Genomic DNA, 19,927 nt, shown 5'->3' with positions numbered 1-19,927 from the left:
TATACTGATTTTAGCCATCTTTGGTAGTATTTGTTTACGATATATATTAACCAAATAACCATTTTTTGAGGAATATATCTGCAATATTATTAAAAGGAACTAAAAACGTAAAAATTGTTGTTATTAAATATGATTTATACCAATTATCTTTTCTTAAATTAGAAGAGAGGTTCTAGTGATAGTGGAACATAGTTTAGCATGAAATATTAATGACATATATAGTATTTTTTATATAACTTTGTTCAGTTAGTCTTCTCGAACCTATTTTTGGAGGCGATATTATGAAATTAGTGTTACTATCTGGTGGATCAGGCAAACGTCTATGGCCGTTATCCAATGACTCACGTTCAAAGCAATTTTTGAAAGTGCTGAAGAATGAAGAAGAGCAGCTGGAATCCATGGTCCAGCGTGTTTGGCGGCAAATCGGGAATGTCGGCCTAACCCACTCCACGTATGTGGCGACAGGCAAAGCTCAGTTAGACATGATCTACAGTCAACTCGGAACAGATGCCCCAATTATTGTAGAGCCTGAGCGTAGAGATACCTTCCCAGCAATTGCGTTAGCCGCGACGTATTTATACTCGATGGAAGGCGTTAGTCTTCAAGAGGTCATTTCGGTCTTACCCGTTGATCCGTACGTCGAGAATAGATTTTTCAACAAAGTCAAAGAGTTAGAGAAGATTGTACTTTCGTCTGGTGCAGATATCGGGCTAATCGGTGTAAAGCCGACATATCCATCAGAGAAGTATGGTTATATTGTACCTTCACAAGAAACAAGTAATGATACATATAGGACAGTTAGTCATTTTACAGAGAAACCCCATGAAGACCAGGCGAGGCTCTTGATTGAGCGAGATGCGCTTTGGAATTGTGGGGTTTTTGCTTTTAAATTAGATTACCTCATTAATTTGCTGATTGAGAAGGGCATTCCCATTCAGTATGAGGAACTCGTGAAACAGTACGAGAGTTTAGAGGAAATCAGTTTTGATTATGAGGTCGTGGAGAAAGCAAGTCACGTAGTGGTTGCCCCCTATGATGGGTATTGGAAAGACCTTGGTACTTGGAATACGTTAACGGAAGAAATGAGTTCCCCTCTCATGGGGAATGGCATTATTAGTCATGATTCTGTGAACACGCATGTCGTTAATGAGTTAGATGTTCCTGTCACGGTGATTGGTCTTTCCAATATTGTTGTCGCGACAAGTCCAGATGGTATTCTGGTTGCAGATAAGGCTTCCAGTCCTAAAATCAAGGATATTATGCGAGATGTCGAATTGAGACCCATGTACGAGGAAAGACGTTGGGGTTGGTATAAAGTTTTAGATTATAGTAAGCTGGCTGAAAATCAACACGTTCTTACTAAAAGAATTTGTATAGGTGCAGGCAAAAATTCAAGTTATCAATTACACCATAAGCGCAGCGAAACGTGGACATTTATTGCTGGCGAAGGCGAGATCGTTCTGAATGAGAAACTCATTCCAGTCAAGGCTGGGGATGTAATCCAAATTCCAATGCGTTCCAGGCACGCGATTAGAGGGATTACGGATATAGAGTTTATTGAAGTACAAACAGGCAGCGAACTGATTGAAGAAGACATTATCCGACTTTATATGAGCTGGGAAGAGATTATGCAATTTCCAAGTTAATGCGATCCCCCTAACGGTTGTCACTATGATAATCTTAGGGGGATTATTTGATTTCTAATGAAGTATGGGTGGTGATCATTTCATGAGAAGTAAGAAACCTAAGAGATCATGGAAGAAATGGCTGCTAGGAAGTATAAGCATCATAGTTTTTACAATGTTAGTTGGAGGCGGTATCCTATATTATAAGATTCGTTCGATTGACGTAACAGACATTGTTCAAAGACACCAGCTGCCAATTGATGAACGTCAAGTGACGGAGACTGCATCAGTGGTAGACACAAAAGAATCAAATGAGACCAAGCTTCCAAGTATACTTAGCTCCCCTGTTGAAAAAGCTGAAGAGTTTGCAAGCAAGCCAATTAAGACGCAGGATGCTCTTGATGTAGCAGCGATACTATTAAAATCTGGTTTATCCTTGAAAGAAGTATATTACCTTACTGGGGAAGCAAAAAGCGATCTATCTACAGAGGACAAGCAGAAAATTCGGGATCTTTTACTATCGAAATTAAGTGCAGATCAAATATCTGCTTTACGTTTAATTACTAAGCAATATGGCAAAGGTTTGCTCATCCTTGATCCAAATTATCCAATTGAGTTAATAGGCATTGATGATCCGGTTGAAAGGAAACGAGTTGAAAAGGAATTGCAGGTAAAGAAACAAACGCAGCCAGAGAAAACAATCACTCAACCAGTGATGGTAGAAAAGTCCCCAACTGAGAAAACCCCAACCACAACAACAGATCCTACCGTAGTCGCAGGTTATAAGTCGAAGTTGGATGCTTTAGAAGTTAGCTGCCGGGGGGATATTAGCAATCTAATAACAAGCGTAATAGATGCTAAAAAAGCTAACAACTCTTTGAAGTTAAGTGAACTTCAGAGCATGTTTATGGGCAAGTTTACTAGTGCTGAATCTCGCTGTGATGCAAGTTTTAATGGGATTCTTTCTGACGCAGCACAAGCTGGTGTAAACTCAAAAGAAATAGATGCATGGAAACAGGCATATAGCACTATGAAACAATCTGCACAGAGCAATGCAATCAATCAACTGTCTCAAGCATTTCTTAAATAAAACTAGGTAATTGAGGTCTAAAGAACTAGATTAAGGACGAAACAATGAATCTAAAGATAGATGAAATATTCATAGATTTTGCTAAAATATACCTATAACTGTTAATCACATAACGCGTAGGATAATGGCAAAATTGATGAAAATCAATGACGCAAAGCTATAGGGACTAAATTAGAGTCATCTAATATGTTAGCCAGCTGCCGGTTACGGACCTCCGATTGTTCTTATGTGAAACGATACGTAGGAGGTAGATCTAGTATGTTTTGGCTAATCGTGTTGTTTCTAGTATGGCTGAGTGGTTGTGTATTTTATTTAAGCGTGTTCGCGGCAGCAAAACGTGCTGATGAGATGGCCGCGGCAGTATTTAGTATGGACAGTATGGAACCGAAAGTTATAACTTCATAATGCTAGATTTGTAAATAATACTATCTAAACTAAGGCACCTTTGTCAGGTGCCTTTTTATTTTAAATGAAGTGGATACAGAAAGTGGGTAATGAATAGGTATATAGAGAGTTGGGATAATGCTGTTTGGAGGTGATGCAGCGATGAATGAACAGCGTGAGCATGTACTTTCAAGTATAGTTGCGAACAACGGAAAGTTGAAAGCAACTAAGCTTATAGATAGACGACATTTGTATACAGGTAGAAATGGCAAGGAGATTGAACGATTCTGGGTGGAAATCAATGGACAGCAAGAGTCCTTTATTTTCAAACCATTAACAAATGGAATGACTTGTGGTCGTGAGAGATGGATATACGAACACTTGCTTGACTCAGTTCCTGTACGATTTCCTAAGCTTTATGCAGTTGCTGATCATGAAGATCCAGAATATTATTGGACGATCTTCGAGGACATGGGTGAGTTATCCCATCATTTGGAGGAAGAAGATTATGTTATTGCGGCTGCGAGCATCCCATTGTGGCATAGGCTCCCGCTTTATCGTGTACCTTCGTATTTTAAAGGGGATAAACGAGAGCTTACCGATTTGATTCAAGAGGTTATGCAAGGGTATGATAGTGTGAAAATATGTTTGAATAAGTTTGGATTAGACGAAGATCTGATTACATCAATGAAGCAATTCCTCATACAGTTGGACGGAAATTTTGAGTCTGAAATGGTTATTTCACATGGTGATTATCATCAAGGGAATGTATGCCGGAAAGGCGCAGAGTTTATTATTTTAGATTGGGAGTACGTTCATCATAATTCTGTATACTGGGATTTATTCGCTTTATTAGACATGAGTCATCCCGATTTCCCTAAAATGATTAGTTCCAGCACTCGTCTAGCTGCATTGCGCTCGTATGTGAATCATAGGGTTTCACTTGGTTGGGAAGTTGATGCAGTGGCATTTATTAAAGATTACTACCGCTATGCAATCATACATTCGCTATGGATGCTAGGTTTAATCGAAAACGATATCAAGAGTGGACAATGGGAATTGTCCAAATTACTTCGAGCTCAGCAGGAAACGATGTACTCGCTAACGAATTGTTTCGCCTATTTGTCATGAAAGTTAATCCTTTAGTTATAAATAGGACCATAGTCCCTCTCCAATTATCGTAATTTGGTATATACTAATTAAGTCTTTGAAAGCTTTTTACGTTTTAATCCCCAAAATTTAATCCAAGTAGCGCCTTCATCATCTTTAAATAGCTTAATACCTACTAATTTCAATGGTGTCCAAACTTCCGTGAAATAGTAATTCGGCACTTGCTTCGCCTCCAGTGTATTATATAACTTACTCTATATAACTTACTCGAATATAACTGTTTGATCATGAAATGTATGTCGTAATTTGTCGATGATATAGTAAAATTTCATTAAATTTTTGAGTTCAAAGTACCCATTGGGTGCTTTTTTTTGTTTTGATTTTTGTTGGAATGCGACTTTTAGCCTAAAAAAAGTTATAATAGGTGTTAATACATACATATAGAAGAGGTGTTCAGAAAGTGAAAGCTAGTCAACGAACAAAAGCAGTAATGGGTTTTTCCCTAGCACTTATGATGGGGGTATCTGCCCAAGCATCCGCAGCACAAGCTCCGTTGGATGTGAATGTGTATCAAGTCCCGATGCATTTTACGTTTGACGGGAAGGAATATGCACCGCCAGAAGGTCAGCAGGGTTTCATTTTTGAAGGGACGACGTATGTACCGATTCGGTTCATTTCATATTCGCTGGATAAGGCGGTAAACTGGGACCCGAATACGTACACGGTTTCGATCGCGGAGCCTAAAGCGGCAGAAAAAATTAATATTAATGAATATAAGATGAATGTCCAGGTATATTCGAAAAGCAGCGAGAAGTTCGATAAGTCGAAGTTAGCGCCTAGCAATTTGAAGGCATATAAAGAGAAAATTAATTATGTTTTCAATGGCGTGTCGAAAAGTCCATCGGATGAATTGCCTGGTTATATTGTGGATGGCAGTTTGTTTGTGCCGATACGTTTTTTCTCGGAGTCGGTGGGGAAAACGATTAATTGGGATCCGGAGACTTACACGGTGTCTGCCAATACGAAGGAAGAGAAGAAGCCTGAGGTGAAGTTGCCTGAGGTGAAGCCAGAGACAAAGCCTGTAGTAACGCCGCCAGTTGGCGGCGGTGGTGGAGGTGGAGCTCCTATAACTAAAACATCTGAAGGTTCGATTAAGGCTGATGCAGAGGCTAGAATGTCGCAGCTTAAGGCGGATGCAAGGGCTGTATTAGGAGATCTGTATAATCAATACAAACAATCTCCAAATCCCGCGTTAATTGCACAAGGCTTCGCGAAAGTCGCAGAATTCGATAGTAAATTTTATCAAATCTTGAGTGAGACGGAAACAAAGTTATCAGCGAATGGTTACGATACATCAATTGTTGATACCTACGAAGATCAATATGAGCAAATGAAAGATGATGAACTGGCTAAGCTCAAAAAGTAACCCGCCCATTTTTGGGCTTTTGTTCACCGAGTAGGCAATCGCACACATACAGTATAGTAGAAAATTAAACTATACACAGAATGTGAGTGATTCAGATATGACGAAGCATGAAAATCAACAATTGCGTCCACCGATCGGTGGGCATGGCGGCGGCATTGGCCATGGACCCGGTGGCCTAGGCGGGATAGGTCATGGTCCAGGAGGTCCTGGCGGCCCCGGTGGCCCAGGTCACTTCCCTGGTGGACCTGGCGGTCCCGGACACTTTCCTGGAGGACCTGGAGGACCCGGCCACTTCCCTGGTGGTCCAGGTCATTTCCCAGGAGGCCCCGGCGGTCCAGGTCACGGACCTGGATGGTATCCGCACGGCGGCTTTAACAAAGGCTTTAACAATGTGCTGCCGTGGGTAGTAGCTCCATTGTTATACGGAGCAGCTACACAACCGTACTACCCGCCATACTATCCGTACCCTTATCCGTATCCATACCCATACTATCCGCAATATCCCCCTTACCCTGTAATAAGGGAAGAGGAGGACGTGTAGTCTCATCACAAATTCAGAGCTGCCTTCGTGTAGGGAAACCTACTTTGAAGGTAGCTTTTTTTAGTCTATCGGTATGAATGAACTACTGGTCTTTCAGTGTCCTCTTTTGACTTCTTGAAGCATCCGGACGATTTAAAGACAAATTATAAACATGTATAGTACTTGTATTTTTTAAACATTTAATTATAATGAGATTGTAAACGGGGATGAGCAATGTTAGTCCCTGGGTCAGTTGGCAAAACTTCAAAACGATTTTCAAATCACCTTATTTTCCTCGCCTTATGAAAAACACTCTGCTCATCAGCGTCTAGCGTCTCGTCTTCAATCTTCTTCCAGATTTCATTCTCGCTCTCCTTTTCATTTAAAAAGATCATTCTGATGTCACCTACGGTCCTTATTTCCTCTCTTGGATCATTGTTTATGTTCTGGTGTATTCCTTCGGCTTGTTTATCAAACTGATAACAGAAGGGAGTGTGGTGCCACTCGGCTATACGAACGGCCGTTGATGCAACGGGGAAAGAAGCGCTGTGAAAGCTACTAACTTGAGGACTTCATCATGTTCAGACCGCGAGCTTGCAGTTTTGATTAAGAAGGAGGAATCGTAGTGAAAAACAGCTATGCCGTACGTCTACGAAAATGGGTTGGGTTATTGTTGGCACTAATGCTTGTTATACCGATGGTTGTGTTACCGACTTCCGCTAGCGCGGGAGAGCAGTTGAAGGTGACGATCGCGAACCCTGGTTTTGAAACGGGAAGTCCTCCAAGCAATTGGAATGTCTACGGTTGCACTTGGGGGACGCAATGTACCACTTCAACGACACGCAGCATTGAAAGCTCGAAAAGTCTGAAAATTAATGATGCGTCCAGCACAGCTGCCTATGGCATGGTCAGTGACAAAGTAGCTGCACATCCGTACTCAACCTATGAAGCGATTGTCTCTACATATGCTGAATCAGGTTCCGGCCAGATTTATCTCGAGTTCTGGGATAGCTCGAGCACAAGACTCGGCGTGGCAGTAGGCAGCACAACGAAGGTTGGCGAATGGGAATATGTCATTGCTAAAGGGCAAGCACCGGCAGGGACGACCCAGCTCAGTGTCATGGCGTACAGTCCTAAAACAACAATTGGCGTCACGTATTACGACGCAGTGTCTCTTAAGCGGATTGATGAAGTCGGCGATGTGACGAATGCGAGCTTTGAAAGCGCAGATGGCTCCAATATGCCAACTGACTGGACGGTGGCGTATTCAACGGGAGCCGCTACGGTGAGTACAGATTTTGCACACACGGGTACGAAAAGCTTAAAAATCGTTGATAGCAGCGCTACGGCCAACTACGGCATGCGCAGTATTCGAATGCCGGCTTCTGCAGGCTCAATATATAAAGCGGACGCTTGGGTGAAAAGCACGTCAGGGACAGCCCAGCTCTACCTGGAATTTTGGCAAAGCAGCGTAGGCAATAGCGCGGACACCCGTGTCGGCGCGCAGTTTGTGAGCAGCGGTGCGACCTCCTGGACGGAAATTAACGTGACGGGTACCGCACCAGCCGGGACGGATTATTTGGTCGTCATGATGTATACGTCCCAGACGAACGTCGGGACAGCCTACTTCGACGATGTGTCTGCGGAGCAAACGTACGCTACACCATCGACGACATATGCACCTGTGGTAGCTTCGCATCCACGTCTTTATTTTACAGCCAGTGAAGTCCCTGCGCTTCAGGCTAAAGCGCTTGATACAACACCTAATCAATACGGGGAATCTTATGCTTCCATTTGGCAAAAGGTCAAGGCTCAAGCAGACAGCTATATGACGGAGTCATCGTTTACTCTTTCCTATATCGATAACGTGCAGGTGACGTACCAGCTCCCGCCGGTGCAGCCAGCTCCGCAAGAGAACCCCCCTAGCTTTACGTCAGGTCATTATCCGTTCTGGACGGGGCTGGGTACGGCGTTGCAAGGACGGCTTGAGACACTTTCGCTTGCTTACGTAGTAACGGGAAATACAAGCTACGGTAACAAGGCGAAAGACTATGCACTGGCACTGGCTGGATGGGATTTCTGGAGTGACCCCGCCTATCCTTGTTTAGGCGGCGGAAGCGGATTCTCATGTCTGGATTCTAACTATATCGTGCGCGGGATGTCTGCGGCCTATGATATGCTCTATGGTTTGCTTACACCTACAGAGCGTGAAACCATACTAGACGCGCTGTATGAAAAAGGCATTCGCCCAATGAAAAAAGATCTGGAATCTTTTGTCGATCAGAATATTTATTATTCGGTTTCCGGTGCCATGGCGACGGCTGCGGTAGCTGGACTCGGGGAACGCCCTTATTACGATGCGTTTATCGACAAGGCGTATCAGGTTCATCTGAACTATTTGGATACGCTGAATACGTCAGGGGGGACGGAAGGGTTCCTTTACACAGGCGTAGCCTTGAACAGCATTATGGCGGCAGATGACTTTATCCGTCGTGTTACCGGTGTAGACGACGTCTTTACGCATCCCTTCGTGAGTGATCGACTGGCGAAGTGGCTCGTGTACTTCAATGGGCCGCAGGGCACGGGGAATTCGAACTTCAGTGACTCGGATACCGCAGGCAACATTGCGAATCCTGCGCTCATTCTCGCAAGAAATGGCGACGGATTAGCCGGTTGGTATGTTAGCCAGCAGCTTTCGGATCAAACGGCATTCGGCAGATTCGTCTACTTGAACAATAGCGGTGGATACACGACACCGACCTCAGCAGGGCTTGCGCCTTCCTACCAGTTCCAGGATATCGGCTACCAAGCGTTCCGAACGGGGTGGAGCGATTCTGATGAGCTGCTTTCCTTCCTGTCCGACAACTCGGTTTATGGTCATAACCATCTCGATGACAACAGCTTTGTGCTGAATGCTGGTGGAGAGTGGCTGCTGACGGATCCGGGCTATCACGATGCGACGAATGCGACAACGGATTTGTTTACGCAAGGAACTGTCGGCCATAACAGCATGCTGGTGAACGGCTCGGGCCAATCCAGCAAAGCGGGCGGAAACGCCATTGGATTCTTTGCTTCCCCGGTTTTTGATCTTGGCATAGGGGACGCGACGAGCTCGTATACCACGTCACCTTCCGTTTCTCAATTTAAGCGGCGTGTCATGTCTGTCAAACCGGATTATCATCTCATCGTCGACAATGTCGCGCTAGGTTCGGCGGGAACGCCAGAGATGCTGTTCCATACCGATAAAGGTGGCGTATTCACCTCAGGCGGTTCACCGGTAACGATCGGCTCATCGCTGCCAGCAGCATTTCGCATCGACAAGGCACGGGCTTCCCTCGGGGTGCAAGTGCTGCGTCCGTCGAGTGCAGTTAAGACGCTCACGCAGTATGCAGGAGCGGAGAAGTTCGGCGCTTACGCTAGTGTGAAGCCAGCTTCCACGGTGACCTCGGAGTCGTTTGTTACCCTGCTGCGACCGCTTGTTGATCGGACCGGGGTGGTCGAAGCCGAGAAGATGCTCCCTGCAGCAGCCACCGCCGGAGGACTGGTCTCCCCAGGAATGTTTAAGTTTTATCGAGGCGTGCAATATGCAAGCAGCGGTGTGAACGACTATATTACTTACAACATCACGGTACCGTCGAATGGCTCATACGATTTGCGGCTTGGCTTCGTGAAGCATAATGCTTCAGGTATCGTCAAAGCGGAGCTTGACGGCACGACGCTGCAAACAGGCGTCGATCTGTATGACTCGTATTTTGCAACGAAGGAAACGGTGAATACGAGCTTGTCTTTGACGGCAGGGACGCATGCGCTGAAGCTGACGTTGACTGGCAAAAATGCCTCCAGCAGCGCTTACGGAACCATTCTCGATTACATCCGCTTGACTGCAGCGGGTACAGCGATCAATCGTCCGGCTGCGTACACGACCAGTACCGTCACAAATGGGCTTGCCACTGGCGTCGTTGTGACTCTCCCGGCAGGAAGCGATCAGCTGCTGCTGAATCCGACCAACGCAGCTGTTACGACGACAAGTAATCTCACGATCGCTTGTTCGGCTACGCAATGCTTGGTACGGAAACCAACTGCTGGCGGGTATGAGCGGTATGCAGCGGTAAACACGTCCGTGACTGGCACGAGTCTAGCGGATGGTTCACAAGTACTTGTTAGCGCGCCGGCAGGATCCGCAATTGCCCTCGGTTTAACATCGCCTGGCGTCTGGACAGGAACGATTACTCTTACAGCTGCGGGTTCACCGCAAATCTATGTGCCATCGGTTTCGTCGGTGAAATTGGATGGGGTTACATTGACGAGCGGACAATATACGTACAATGCTACTACGGATATGCTGACTTTAAACAGTGTTACGGCGGCTACGCATAGTGTAGAAGTGAACTTGTAGGACAGATCATTCGAGTGTCAGTTATTTCGTATTAAAAAGAAGGTGCCCCCAGCCAAATATTTGGCTTTTGGGACACCTTCTTTTCATGTATTACTCGTAAACTTCAAGTTCAATCAAGGAATAGCCGTACTGCGTATTACGCTGCGAGCCTGCGACTTTAACGTAGCGAGCCTCAATCGGGGTGATGAGAACATTGTTAATGCCTTCGTGACCGTTCGTTGTTGCGTAAACGGATGTCCAGTTCACACCGTCATTGGATACTTCAATGGTGTAAGCCTTCGCGGAAGCATTCTCCCAGTTCAGAAGGACGCGGCTGATCGAGTAGCTTTTGCCTAGATCGACGCTGATCCATTGCGGATCACGGAAGGGTGATTCCCAGCGTGTGCTTTTGCTGCCATCCACGGCCAACTGGCTACCCTGAAGTGCTTCTTCCGAAGTGCTGGTCTGCTTGTTCAGTGCAAGGTTAACCGCAGCAATGATGGGTTGGATGACCGTCAAATTCTCGTATCCAGTCGCGGACACAATCACTTGGTAAGGTCTAGCTTCTGTGAATAGGGAAGCGTTAATCGTGATTTTGCCTGCAGCCAACGTGTATTGATTGGCGCTAAGTGTAACACCATTTAGTTCAACGGCACTGATCGAATTTCTCCAGTCAGCATTGTCACTAAACGTGATGTCGACGGGTTTGCCAAGCATGTTATTCGTAGAGTCAGCCGTCAATGCTGGTCCAGAGAGTGGAGCGGTATTGCCAGCGAAAACTTCGAACTCCCACAGCGAGAAGCCGTAAGGTGATCCACGCTTGATGCCATTCATCTTGACGTATTTAGCGCTGACAGGTGCGAACGAAAGATCATCGATGCCGCCATTGCCATTCTCGGTAGCGTAGACCGTTGTCCACGTTTGTCCATCCAAAGATACATCAATCGTGTAGGCTTTCCCGTAGGCGTTTTCCCAGTTTAGGACAACGCGGTTAATCGTTTTAGCAGCTCCCAAATCGATACTCATCCATTGATTGTCGGCAAAAGCAGACTCCCAACGACGATCCAGTCGACCGTCAACAGCGTCTGCGCTGGAGCGGTGGAAATGAGGTGACGAATCAGTTGGCTTAGCGAAGGCCAAATTCAGCGGGTTAGGATTTGTGTTCGGATCCTGATGAGGATTTTCTCCTGGATGTTGTCCCGGATTCTCACCAGTAGGTTGGTCTTTCGCTTTGATCGTTTGTTGAATGGACGTTTCGGTGTAGCCTTTTGCTTGAATTGAAATCTGATACGTTTTTGCATCTTTGAACATAGAGGAGTCCAACGTGATTTTACCAGCAGCTACTTTGTATTGGGGAGTATCCATGGTTACGCCGTCAATTTTGATAGTTTCGAGCGTGCTTCTCCATACGGCATCATCGTCGAAAGTGACTTCGATCGGCTGCCCAACGGTTGCATTTGTTGTATCTGCGAACAGTTCAGGTGCACTCGGTAAGCCAGAAGCGTTCCCGTATACTTCGAATTCCCAAAGCGAGAAGCCGTAGTTCGTTGTCCGCTCTGTACCGTTTACTTTCACGTATCTTGCGCTTATAGGTGCAAATCCGATGTCGTTAACACCTGGTTTACCAGTCGTCGTCGCATAGACCGTTTTCCAAGTAACACCGTCTGCGGAGACTTCAACGGTATAGCTTTTGCCCGCTGCATTTTCCCAATTGAGAAGTGCGCGGCTGATGATGTTTTCAGCTCCTAGATCGACCGTTATGAATTGCGGATCACTGGAATCGGATTCCCATCTTGTCGTTTTGTTGCCGTCAACAGCGTAGTTGCCAGCTTGTTTCGCATTAGCAGACGTAAGTGTCGGCTTACGCAGGGCAAGGTTGACAGTTGAATTAGAAACGATGGTTTGCTGGACAGTCACATTTGCAAACCCCGTTGATTCAACGGAAATCTCATAGTTGCCAGCTTCAGGGAACAAGGAGCCGTTTAAAGTAATCGTGCCAGCTGAAACTTGGTATTGTGAGGAGGATACTGCATTACCGTTTACTTTCACGCTAGTAATGGCATTTCTCCAATCTGCAAAATCCTCGAAGCTGATGTCGATCGGTTGACCGGCACGGTTCATTGTTGTGTCTGCAGTAAGCTCAGGAGCGTCAAGATTGCCTGCCGGCGTGCCAAATACCTCCATTTCCCATAGGGAATAGCCGTAATTTGTCGTCCGTTTCGTGCCTTCCACTTTCACAAATCTGGCATTCGTGGCAGGGAAGGTAATATCGTCGATACCTTCATGTCCACGTGTTGTCGTGTATACTGTTTTCCAATTTTGACCATCATCAGAAACTTGAACTGTGTAGCTTTTACCAGCAGCATTTTCCCAGTTCAGACGGATATGGCTAATCTTATATTCGGATTTCAAATTAACAGCCACAAATTGCGGGTCACTGAAAGCCGATTCCCAGCGTGTATCCAACTTGCCGTCAACCGCGTAAGAGCCCGGGTTATTCGGTTTCTCGGAAGTAAACGTAGGCTTGTTCAAAGCCAGATTCACAGTCGAGTTCGTGATCACAACTTGCTGAACCTTCGTATCGGGATAATCTGTTGCTTGAAGAGCGATTTCATAGCTGCCTTCCACCGGGAACAGGGAGCTGTTCAAGGTGATTTTACCGGATTTAACGCTGTATTTGGAAGCGTCAATGACAGTTCCATTTACCAGCACAGCTTGGATGGCTTCACGCCATTTCAAATGGTCAGGGAAGGTCAATTCGACAGGTTGTCCAGTCATATTTTGTGTTGTATCAGCGTTAAGTTGCGGCGCAATGTTACCAGCCAGTTCCGTAACCTTCGTCGGATCCACTTTCAGCAGCGATTTCGGGCCGACTTGCGCAGAACCGGTTACTCCAGCCGCATTATGGAACGTAATCGTTACGGCTTCGTTCGTCGGGTTCCAAATCATCGCCGAGTAGGTTGAATCCTTCTTATACACGGATGCTCCGGACCAGCCGCTTGCCCAAATCTCATCTGTGCGCTTTCCAACCGTTGCCATATTGTGCACGAACCAATACGTGTTGAAAATTTCATTCTTTTGTGTATTTTCAACCGTAAACTTGCTTAGCACTGTTTGTGGATCGCTAAGCGATTGGATAGGCCATACGATATGGTACCAAGCATTCTCGGGGCCTTTGTTGTCCTTAACAAGTCCGTTGTACAGATCAGCAGCTTTAGCTGCATCGAAACCATAGCTTGTCAAGTACTCGCCTGTCGGCAGCCAGTGGATACCGTAAATATTGACAGGGTCTCCGCTGAAGAATGTACCGAAGTTATAGGCGCTGCCATACACTTGACCTACTGATTTGTGGTTGAAGCCAGGCAACCAGTTGTCGTTATCGTAGTTGAACCAGTATTGTTCAACAGCTTTCAGTTCAGTCGTGAAGCCATAAATAGCGATGTCACGGGTAGCTTTATTGCCAGACGTCAGGCTCCACATGTATTCGCCGACCCAACCGAACAGGGACTCACCAGCGGCTTCTTGGTTGTTGCCGTTGTTGTTGTCGCCATATCCGCCTGCCCATGAATGGCCTTCATAGGGATCAAAGTTACGAAGGAATGGATATTGCGGATCTGTTTTCGACGGGTTGCCGTAATCGCGAATGAGATGCTCAACCATACCGCCGTAGTTGTCTTTGAAATCTTGATCATACGTTGCAAGCACGGCAGACGCGAAGACGTAATAACCATATGTGAAATGGTGATCCGTCAGACCAGTATTAGCACCGAATTCACTTGATTTGTAGTACATCGTACCCCAAGTTGGATCGTAGTACATGAAGTATTCAGGCTCGCCCTTGGTGTACGTGTACCAGTCCGTAAGAATCGTCCTTAACCTGCTAAGGAAGATGTTTTTGTAGCCTTGATCACCGATTTGGTCAGCAATCAATACGCCCATAGCTAGTGGGTGCAGTACTTTACCTTGCCAGTAAGCATCCCCCGACATGAAGTTTTTGGAAGTCGCTTCGTCCAAATAGCTTAATTGCTCGAGCAGGGCTTCCCGCGAATAAGACGGATCTCCAGGCTCGGTGAATTGAGGAACGATTCCGTTAAATCGGTCCGTTGTTGTGAACGAGTTGCCTTCATGAAGCTTCAGCGTTCCTCGAATGGACGGATATGTAAGCGCTGTTAGCGGTGAAGCGGTTTGCTTCCACTGATGCGGCATTAGCGCCATCAACGTTGTCGGCTCCATGTCGGCCCGTTTCTGGTCGATCTCGACATCGAAACGGGTCGTTACTTCAGAGGTGTTCTCATCAAAACTCGGAGTAACGGTAGTATTTTTGATGAATGCATAGGCGTGTTTATAAAAATAGTTCAAGTCAGTCGCTGCAGGAAGTGAAGCTAAAGAGAGGTAGTTTTGCCCGCTGCCCAGTCGGATCTTAACTTTGTTGCCGACTTTCATAAAGACAGAGCCTTGGGGGACGAATGCGCCATAATTGCGAGTAACTTTAGTTGCTTGTGGTGATCCGTCAACATTCGTTACCGTGAATCCGATATGGTCCGCCGTAATGGAGGAGCCTTCGTTCACAAGAACCGGGTTGCCATTGTCGTCGTAGAAGCTAGTCGTGACAGGGAAGTATAACTCCGGTGTTGTTGGATCACTGAATTCCGAATACAGGTAAGGCGAGCCTTTCACAAACGTTGTTTTCATTTTGTCAACGTCATTGTCGCTTAGCACGACGTTTGCGGACCAGTCGCCGTAACCGGAAATTTTGTTCTTTGCACGTGAGGCACTAATGTTGCCTGCGTTTAGGTAAACATCAGGCGCACCGTCAGCTGCTTGCGAATTTCCTGTCTCATTCACCCAACCAGCACCAGGGGTCAAAATACTAAGTCCAAGCGGGGAGTATTTGGATTTAAAAGGCAGCGTGATCAAGCTATCACTCAAGTTCTTGATGAGAACCGATTGCCACCAGTCGTTGGAAGGAATGGGAGCTTTCAAGTCGTCCGTTTTGTTGATTGGTGGACGCGGTTGCGGCATCGCGATATCGTTCGTCAAATAACTGCCTTGACCTACATCAACTGTCGAAGCGGTAGGCAATGTAGGAATGGTGTATGTAGGTTTAGGATCACCTGGTACGTAATCGTATACGGAGAAATTAAGCAGGGAGTAGCCGTAACTTGTCGTTCTGCTGATCCCTTTCATTCTCACATATCGACCGGTAGCATAGACTGGTGTGTCCATTAAGCCTTCATGTCCATTGATTTCGCGGTACACCGTTGTCCAGTTGGTTGCATCGTCAGATACTTGCAGATCATAGATGCGTCCTGCCGCATTTTCCCAAAACAATCGAATACGGCCAATGGTGTGCACGTCACCAAGATCGACATAAATCCACTCGTCGCTCGTGTGCTCCGACGACCATCTCGTCGTCAAGTTGCCGTCTACCGCGTTAGTCGCAGGCAGTGCGGGCTTATCTTTATCAGCTTTCTCGTAAGAAGAACTGACCACCGGTCGATTAAGGGCGACATCTTCCCCAAGAATAACAGGCAGGGGATTACTTCCACCCGTACCGTATACTTCAAACTCATACAGCGAGACTCCGTAACCGCCATTTCGCTCTAGAGACAGTAGACGGACGTAGCGTCCAGAACCGGATAGGGCAATCGTGTCATCACCGCCGTTACCTTTGGTATCCTCGTAGATGTCTTTCCAGTTCGTTTCATCGTCGGAAACTTGGATTTTGTACGATTTCGAGTAGGCATTTTCCCATCGAATGACAGCTTTGTCAATGGTGGCTTTGGAACCAAGATCCACATAAATCCATTGCGGTTCAGAGCTGAAGGTGCTGCCCCAACGGGAGTCCAGACTACCATCAACCGCCTTGTCGGGGGTCAATCCACCCTCAACCGACGAAGCGTAAGCGGCACCCTCGTAAGTCAGAATGTGTGAAGCTTCTGCTGATTTGGCTGCTGCGGGAACTGACAAGCCATTCCAAGAACCAAGCAGTACGGAAAGGGCTAGTGCTGAAGATGTCGTCTGGGTTAAAATCTTGCGGATTTTCTTTTCAGGTGAGCTCATTTCTCCAAATCTTCCCCTTTTTGCGCCCTCAATGGGCAAATTATTGTTTGGCATTTCTCGACAATCAGAATCACTTTTTCTCCTTTTTTTGTCAAATTTGATTCCAGCGCCATTATATCGCCTGTCGAATTCTGTTTACAATGAGCGTAAATAACTATTGTTCTTGGGTGATTAGGACGGAATGACTATACAAAGTGAGTTTGTTATTACCGTTTTTTAACAATTTTTAATTGAAGGGTGAGTACCTTAAATTTCTATTTTCTTCAACATGATCGCAGTGGAAAGGCTCTCGTACACGGCAGTTTGATATATCGATTTTAATAGGCCGAAATGCCTGAAAATGTAAGTGGTTATCTGAAATTTCTTAATAAAAAGTTAATATTTAGCGTGAAATAGAAATATTCAAAATTTTTTATTTTATCTGCAACATAATCATCGGAGGAAACGTTTGGATATTATGAACCATAAATAACCAACTTATAGGAGTGGACTTGCTCCGTAATTTTAAATAAAACGATTTGACACTTTGAGGAGATTGACGATGCAAAAATTAGTTAAGCTGCTTACGCTGCTTGCTGCAATCGCTGTTTTCACAATAACACTTGCAGATGTAGGTTTTGCTGCTACTGTGGCTAAAGACAAAAGTATCGTTTTGCAGAAGCGTGGTATTGCAACTGGTATTACGGAGAACCCGTACAGCGTGGCCGGTATTGACGATCCGGAGAAATTTAAGGAATTCTTCAACACATTTAAAAAACTCGTTGCTACTGACGAAAAAGAAAAGCTGGCTGATTATGTAATGTACCCGATGCATTTTTTTACATCTGGTCAAACAGACGAACCGATCAAAGATCGAGAAGCGTTCATTGCTAATTATGATCGGATATTTACTCAGCACATCAAAGATGTCATTCAACATCAAAAGTTGGAAGATTTGTTTGTAAATTATAAGGGAATCATGATTGGCAATGGTGAAGTGTGGTTCGGTGTGGATGCAGGCGGACGTGTTGGGATTTTAACGGTTAACCAAACCGTTTCGAATTAGTACATACATTGAATCAGTAGAAGGATTTTTTTAAAACCAGTAAAAGGAAGATTGGACAACATCCTGATCAATCATACTAGGATCAAATCCTTTTAAAGGGGATGTGTCCATGTATAAGAAACATTTAAAATTCAAGGTGATTGTAGCTTTCCTTCTTTTAACAACATTTATGAGTTGGCAGTCTTTAACCAATCATGTTAAACATGTTTCTCAGCCTGTAATGTCTATTTCCAAAGGGCCCAAACATGCCTATTTAACCTTTGATGATGGGCCGTCTGAGAATACAGAACGAATCTTACATATTTTACGCAAATATGGCATCCATGCAACATTTTTTGTGATCGGAGATTCATCTACCGAAGGAAGACGGTTATATCGACTTATTCATGCAGAAGGTCATGTCATTGGTAACCATACCTATACACATAATTATCAATCACTTTATGCATCTGTTCATGCTTTCTCCGAAGATACAGAGCGACTCGAAAGACTGTTGGAGCAGACGATCGGTGTAAGGTCGACCTTGCTCCGTTATCCGGGTGGATCCAATAATCAAGTTAGCCGACATTTCGGGGGCAGAGGAATCATGCCTCGTATTATTCATGAAATGAGCAGAGAGGGCTACAATTATATGGACTGGAACGTGAGCTCTACGGATGCAGCTAGGACTGTTCAGCCAAAGAATGAAATCATCGATGCCGTACTCAGTGCTTGTAAAAATAAGAAAGAAGCCATCATCTTAATGCATGATGTAAAAGTAAAAAGGACAACGGTTGAGGCTCTACCTATCATTATTGAAGGTTTACTTAAGCAAGGTTTTCAATTTAATGTGCTAGGTAAGGATTCATTTCATTATCATTTTGAGTAAAGCTTACTCATTCTTATGTTGATGTTCCGCAAGGTAACCTGGATGATCATAAGCACCACCCGGATCGATGTGTGTCACACCTTCCCAAATGTTCGGCACTTCAACCTGATCCGGATGTTCGAAAATAAGTAGCCCTGATGGCAGTCTTCTTTCGCCATAGCGGCTCGAAGGGTGGGTGATAAGATCACCACCAACTACCATTTCAGTGGAAGCGCCACCGTCTAGGAAACCGGCATTGATGCAGCCTTCATTCAGCAACAGATTTTGAACATCTTTTAGAGAGGCACCGATACTCTTCGTTTGACGACCGTCAATAACGACAATGACAATAACGCCATCTGCGCGTTGACCGATAGCTGTCCGCGGATTAAGTCCATCTCCCACGATGGGCAGTGCCTTTCCGTTTGCAATGATACGCGGATAGAAGGAAACGGCATCGGTCACATGCAGATCGATCAGTTCATCAATGGAGTATTTGCCGATGATCAATTTTCCAGTATTGTCAAAGGCGACAACTTGTTGAGGTACTGTTCCATCAACACTTGTATACAATATCTTGCCACCTGACATAATAACACCAATAGGAGCAAATCCGTTGCCGAGGCCCTGCGGGTCGTCGAAGCCCCCACCGTTGACACCAGCTAATGCTCCCGTACGGGTCACCATGGAACTGATCGTTTCACCTTGCCCCACAACACTAGGTACGACTACGCGTATAGCTCTCGGGTCGTAAACGTACATTTTTTTGCCAACCCAGCCATGCCCAGAAATATCTTCCACATCAATGACTTTGCCATCATGCTTCTTAATGGTGATGGCATTCAGATCTTGCTCCTCAATAGAGTTATTTTCATTCATTTGTATGACATCCTGAATCATTTCGTCTCGTTTCTTCACACCAACAAAAATCCAAGCCCAGTCACGATGCTGTGTGGCAATTACGGTATCCGCAAGAAACAGGCGGATATTCTTTCCAGGTGGTGTTAAGAAAAGAAAGCTGACTACCAGAAGTATGAATAAAGTAAAAATCAATAATGAACGTTTTAGCCAGCTTCCGCTTCTCCTATGCTCATGTTTGTAACTAATTCCGGCTAGTTTCATGTTTATGGATTCCTACTTTCTATAAGCAACTTAATAGATAGCATAAATGTACTGCAAGTATATAACGCTACCCTATCGGTAAGATGAAAATAAGATTAAAATTTGACGGATACGTTGGTGTAAATAGAGGCAATCTTGTCAAATAATTCATCATAAGCTCTCAAGTAAAGGGCTGCTGTTTATAAATCAAAAGAAACCTCCGCATCCACAAGGACGCGGAGGTTTTTGTGTATATCCATAATGTGACTTAGCAACCTTGGCGCACTTTAACTCGTCTATGAATTGTTCACCTTGAAGTTAACTAAGGTAGTACATAAAAA

General features: G+C 45.2%; 12 protein-coding genes and 1 riboswitch. Of the genes, 9 read left to right on the top strand and 3 right to left on the bottom strand.

The window, feature by feature from the left end; translation table 11 throughout:
• The first annotated feature begins 281 nt into the window (after positions 1-281).
• The 4 genes from AC58UX_RS09345 (at position 282) to AC58UX_RS09330 (ending at position 4,230) form a co-directional block, all read left to right on the top strand.
• Complete coding sequence (locus AC58UX_RS09345; protein WP_497251714.1) at positions 282-1,646, top strand: sugar phosphate nucleotidyltransferase; 1,365 nt, start codon at positions 282-284, stop codon at positions 1,644-1,646.
• A gap of 82 nt (positions 1,647-1,728) precedes the next feature.
• A complete protein-coding gene (locus AC58UX_RS09340; RefSeq protein WP_497251712.1) occupies positions 1,729-2,715 on the top strand; it encodes a hypothetical protein in 987 nt (328 codons plus the stop codon).
• Between the two features lie 116 nt (positions 2,716-2,831).
• A riboswitch (cyclic di-GMP riboswitch) is annotated at positions 2,832-2,920 on the top strand.
• Positions 2,921-2,973: 53 nt separating this feature from the next.
• Entirely contained in the window at positions 2,974-3,120 is a 147-nt protein-coding gene (locus AC58UX_RS09335) for a hypothetical protein (protein ID WP_497251710.1), read from the top strand.
• Between the two features lie 141 nt (positions 3,121-3,261).
• Complete coding sequence (locus AC58UX_RS09330) at positions 3,262-4,230, top strand: phosphotransferase (RefSeq protein ID WP_497251708.1); 969 nt, start codon at positions 3,262-3,264, stop codon at positions 4,228-4,230.
• A gap of 68 nt (positions 4,231-4,298) precedes the next feature.
• On the opposite strand, the gene AC58UX_RS09325 is transcribed toward AC58UX_RS09330, so the two are convergent.
• Complete coding sequence (locus AC58UX_RS09325; RefSeq protein ID WP_497251706.1) at positions 4,299-4,430, bottom strand: hypothetical protein; 132 nt, start codon at positions 4,428-4,430, stop codon at positions 4,299-4,301.
• 239 nt (positions 4,431-4,669) lie between these two features.
• On the opposite strand from AC58UX_RS09325, the gene AC58UX_RS09320 reads away from it, so the two are divergent.
• From AC58UX_RS09320 to AC58UX_RS09310, 3 genes are all read left to right on the top strand, one after another.
• Entirely contained in the window at positions 4,670-5,635 is a 966-nt protein-coding gene (locus AC58UX_RS09320; protein ID WP_497251704.1) for a copper amine oxidase N-terminal domain-containing protein, read from the top strand.
• Between the two features lie 97 nt (positions 5,636-5,732).
• Positions 5,733-6,176 carry a hypothetical protein gene (locus AC58UX_RS09315; protein WP_497251702.1) on the top strand — a complete coding sequence of 148 codons (444 nt, stop codon included), beginning with the start codon at positions 5,733-5,735 and terminating at the stop codon, positions 6,174-6,176.
• Between the two features lie 604 nt (positions 6,177-6,780).
• The gene (locus AC58UX_RS09310; protein ID WP_497251700.1) at positions 6,781-10,551 is read left to right on the top strand and encodes a heparinase II/III domain-containing protein; all 3,771 of its coding nucleotides are present in this window, start codon (positions 6,781-6,783) and stop codon (positions 10,549-10,551) included.
• A 90-nt stretch (positions 10,552-10,641) separates the two neighbouring features.
• On the opposite strand, the gene AC58UX_RS09305 is transcribed toward AC58UX_RS09310, so the two are convergent.
• Positions 10,642-16,593, bottom strand: a complete 5,952-nt coding sequence (locus AC58UX_RS09305) for a discoidin domain-containing protein (protein WP_497251698.1) — start codon at positions 16,591-16,593, stop codon at positions 10,642-10,644.
• A gap of 541 nt (positions 16,594-17,134) precedes the next feature.
• Here AC58UX_RS09305 and AC58UX_RS09300 point away from each other — a divergent pair.
• Positions 17,135-17,638 carry a hypothetical protein gene (locus AC58UX_RS09300; protein ID WP_497251696.1) on the top strand — a complete coding sequence of 168 codons (504 nt, stop codon included), beginning with the start codon at positions 17,135-17,137 and terminating at the stop codon, positions 17,636-17,638.
• Between the two features lie 109 nt (positions 17,639-17,747).
• Positions 17,748-18,506, top strand: a complete 759-nt coding sequence (locus tag AC58UX_RS09295) for a polysaccharide deacetylase family protein (protein ID WP_497251694.1) — start codon at positions 17,748-17,750, stop codon at positions 18,504-18,506.
• A gap of 3 nt (positions 18,507-18,509) precedes the next feature.
• Here the strand turns inward: AC58UX_RS09295 and AC58UX_RS09290 are convergent, their stop codons facing one another.
• Positions 18,510-19,607: a phosphodiester glycosidase family protein gene (locus tag AC58UX_RS09290; RefSeq protein WP_497251692.1), complete on the bottom strand. Its 1,098-nt coding sequence runs from the start codon at positions 19,605-19,607 to the stop codon at positions 18,510-18,512.
• Between the last annotated feature and the right edge of the window lie 320 nt (positions 19,608-19,927).

It is taken from the genome of Paenibacillus sp. J22P90 (assembly GCF_059692195.1).
The sequence above is the reverse complement of the archived record's forward strand: the minus strand, read 5'-3'. Positions and strand labels throughout refer to the sequence as shown.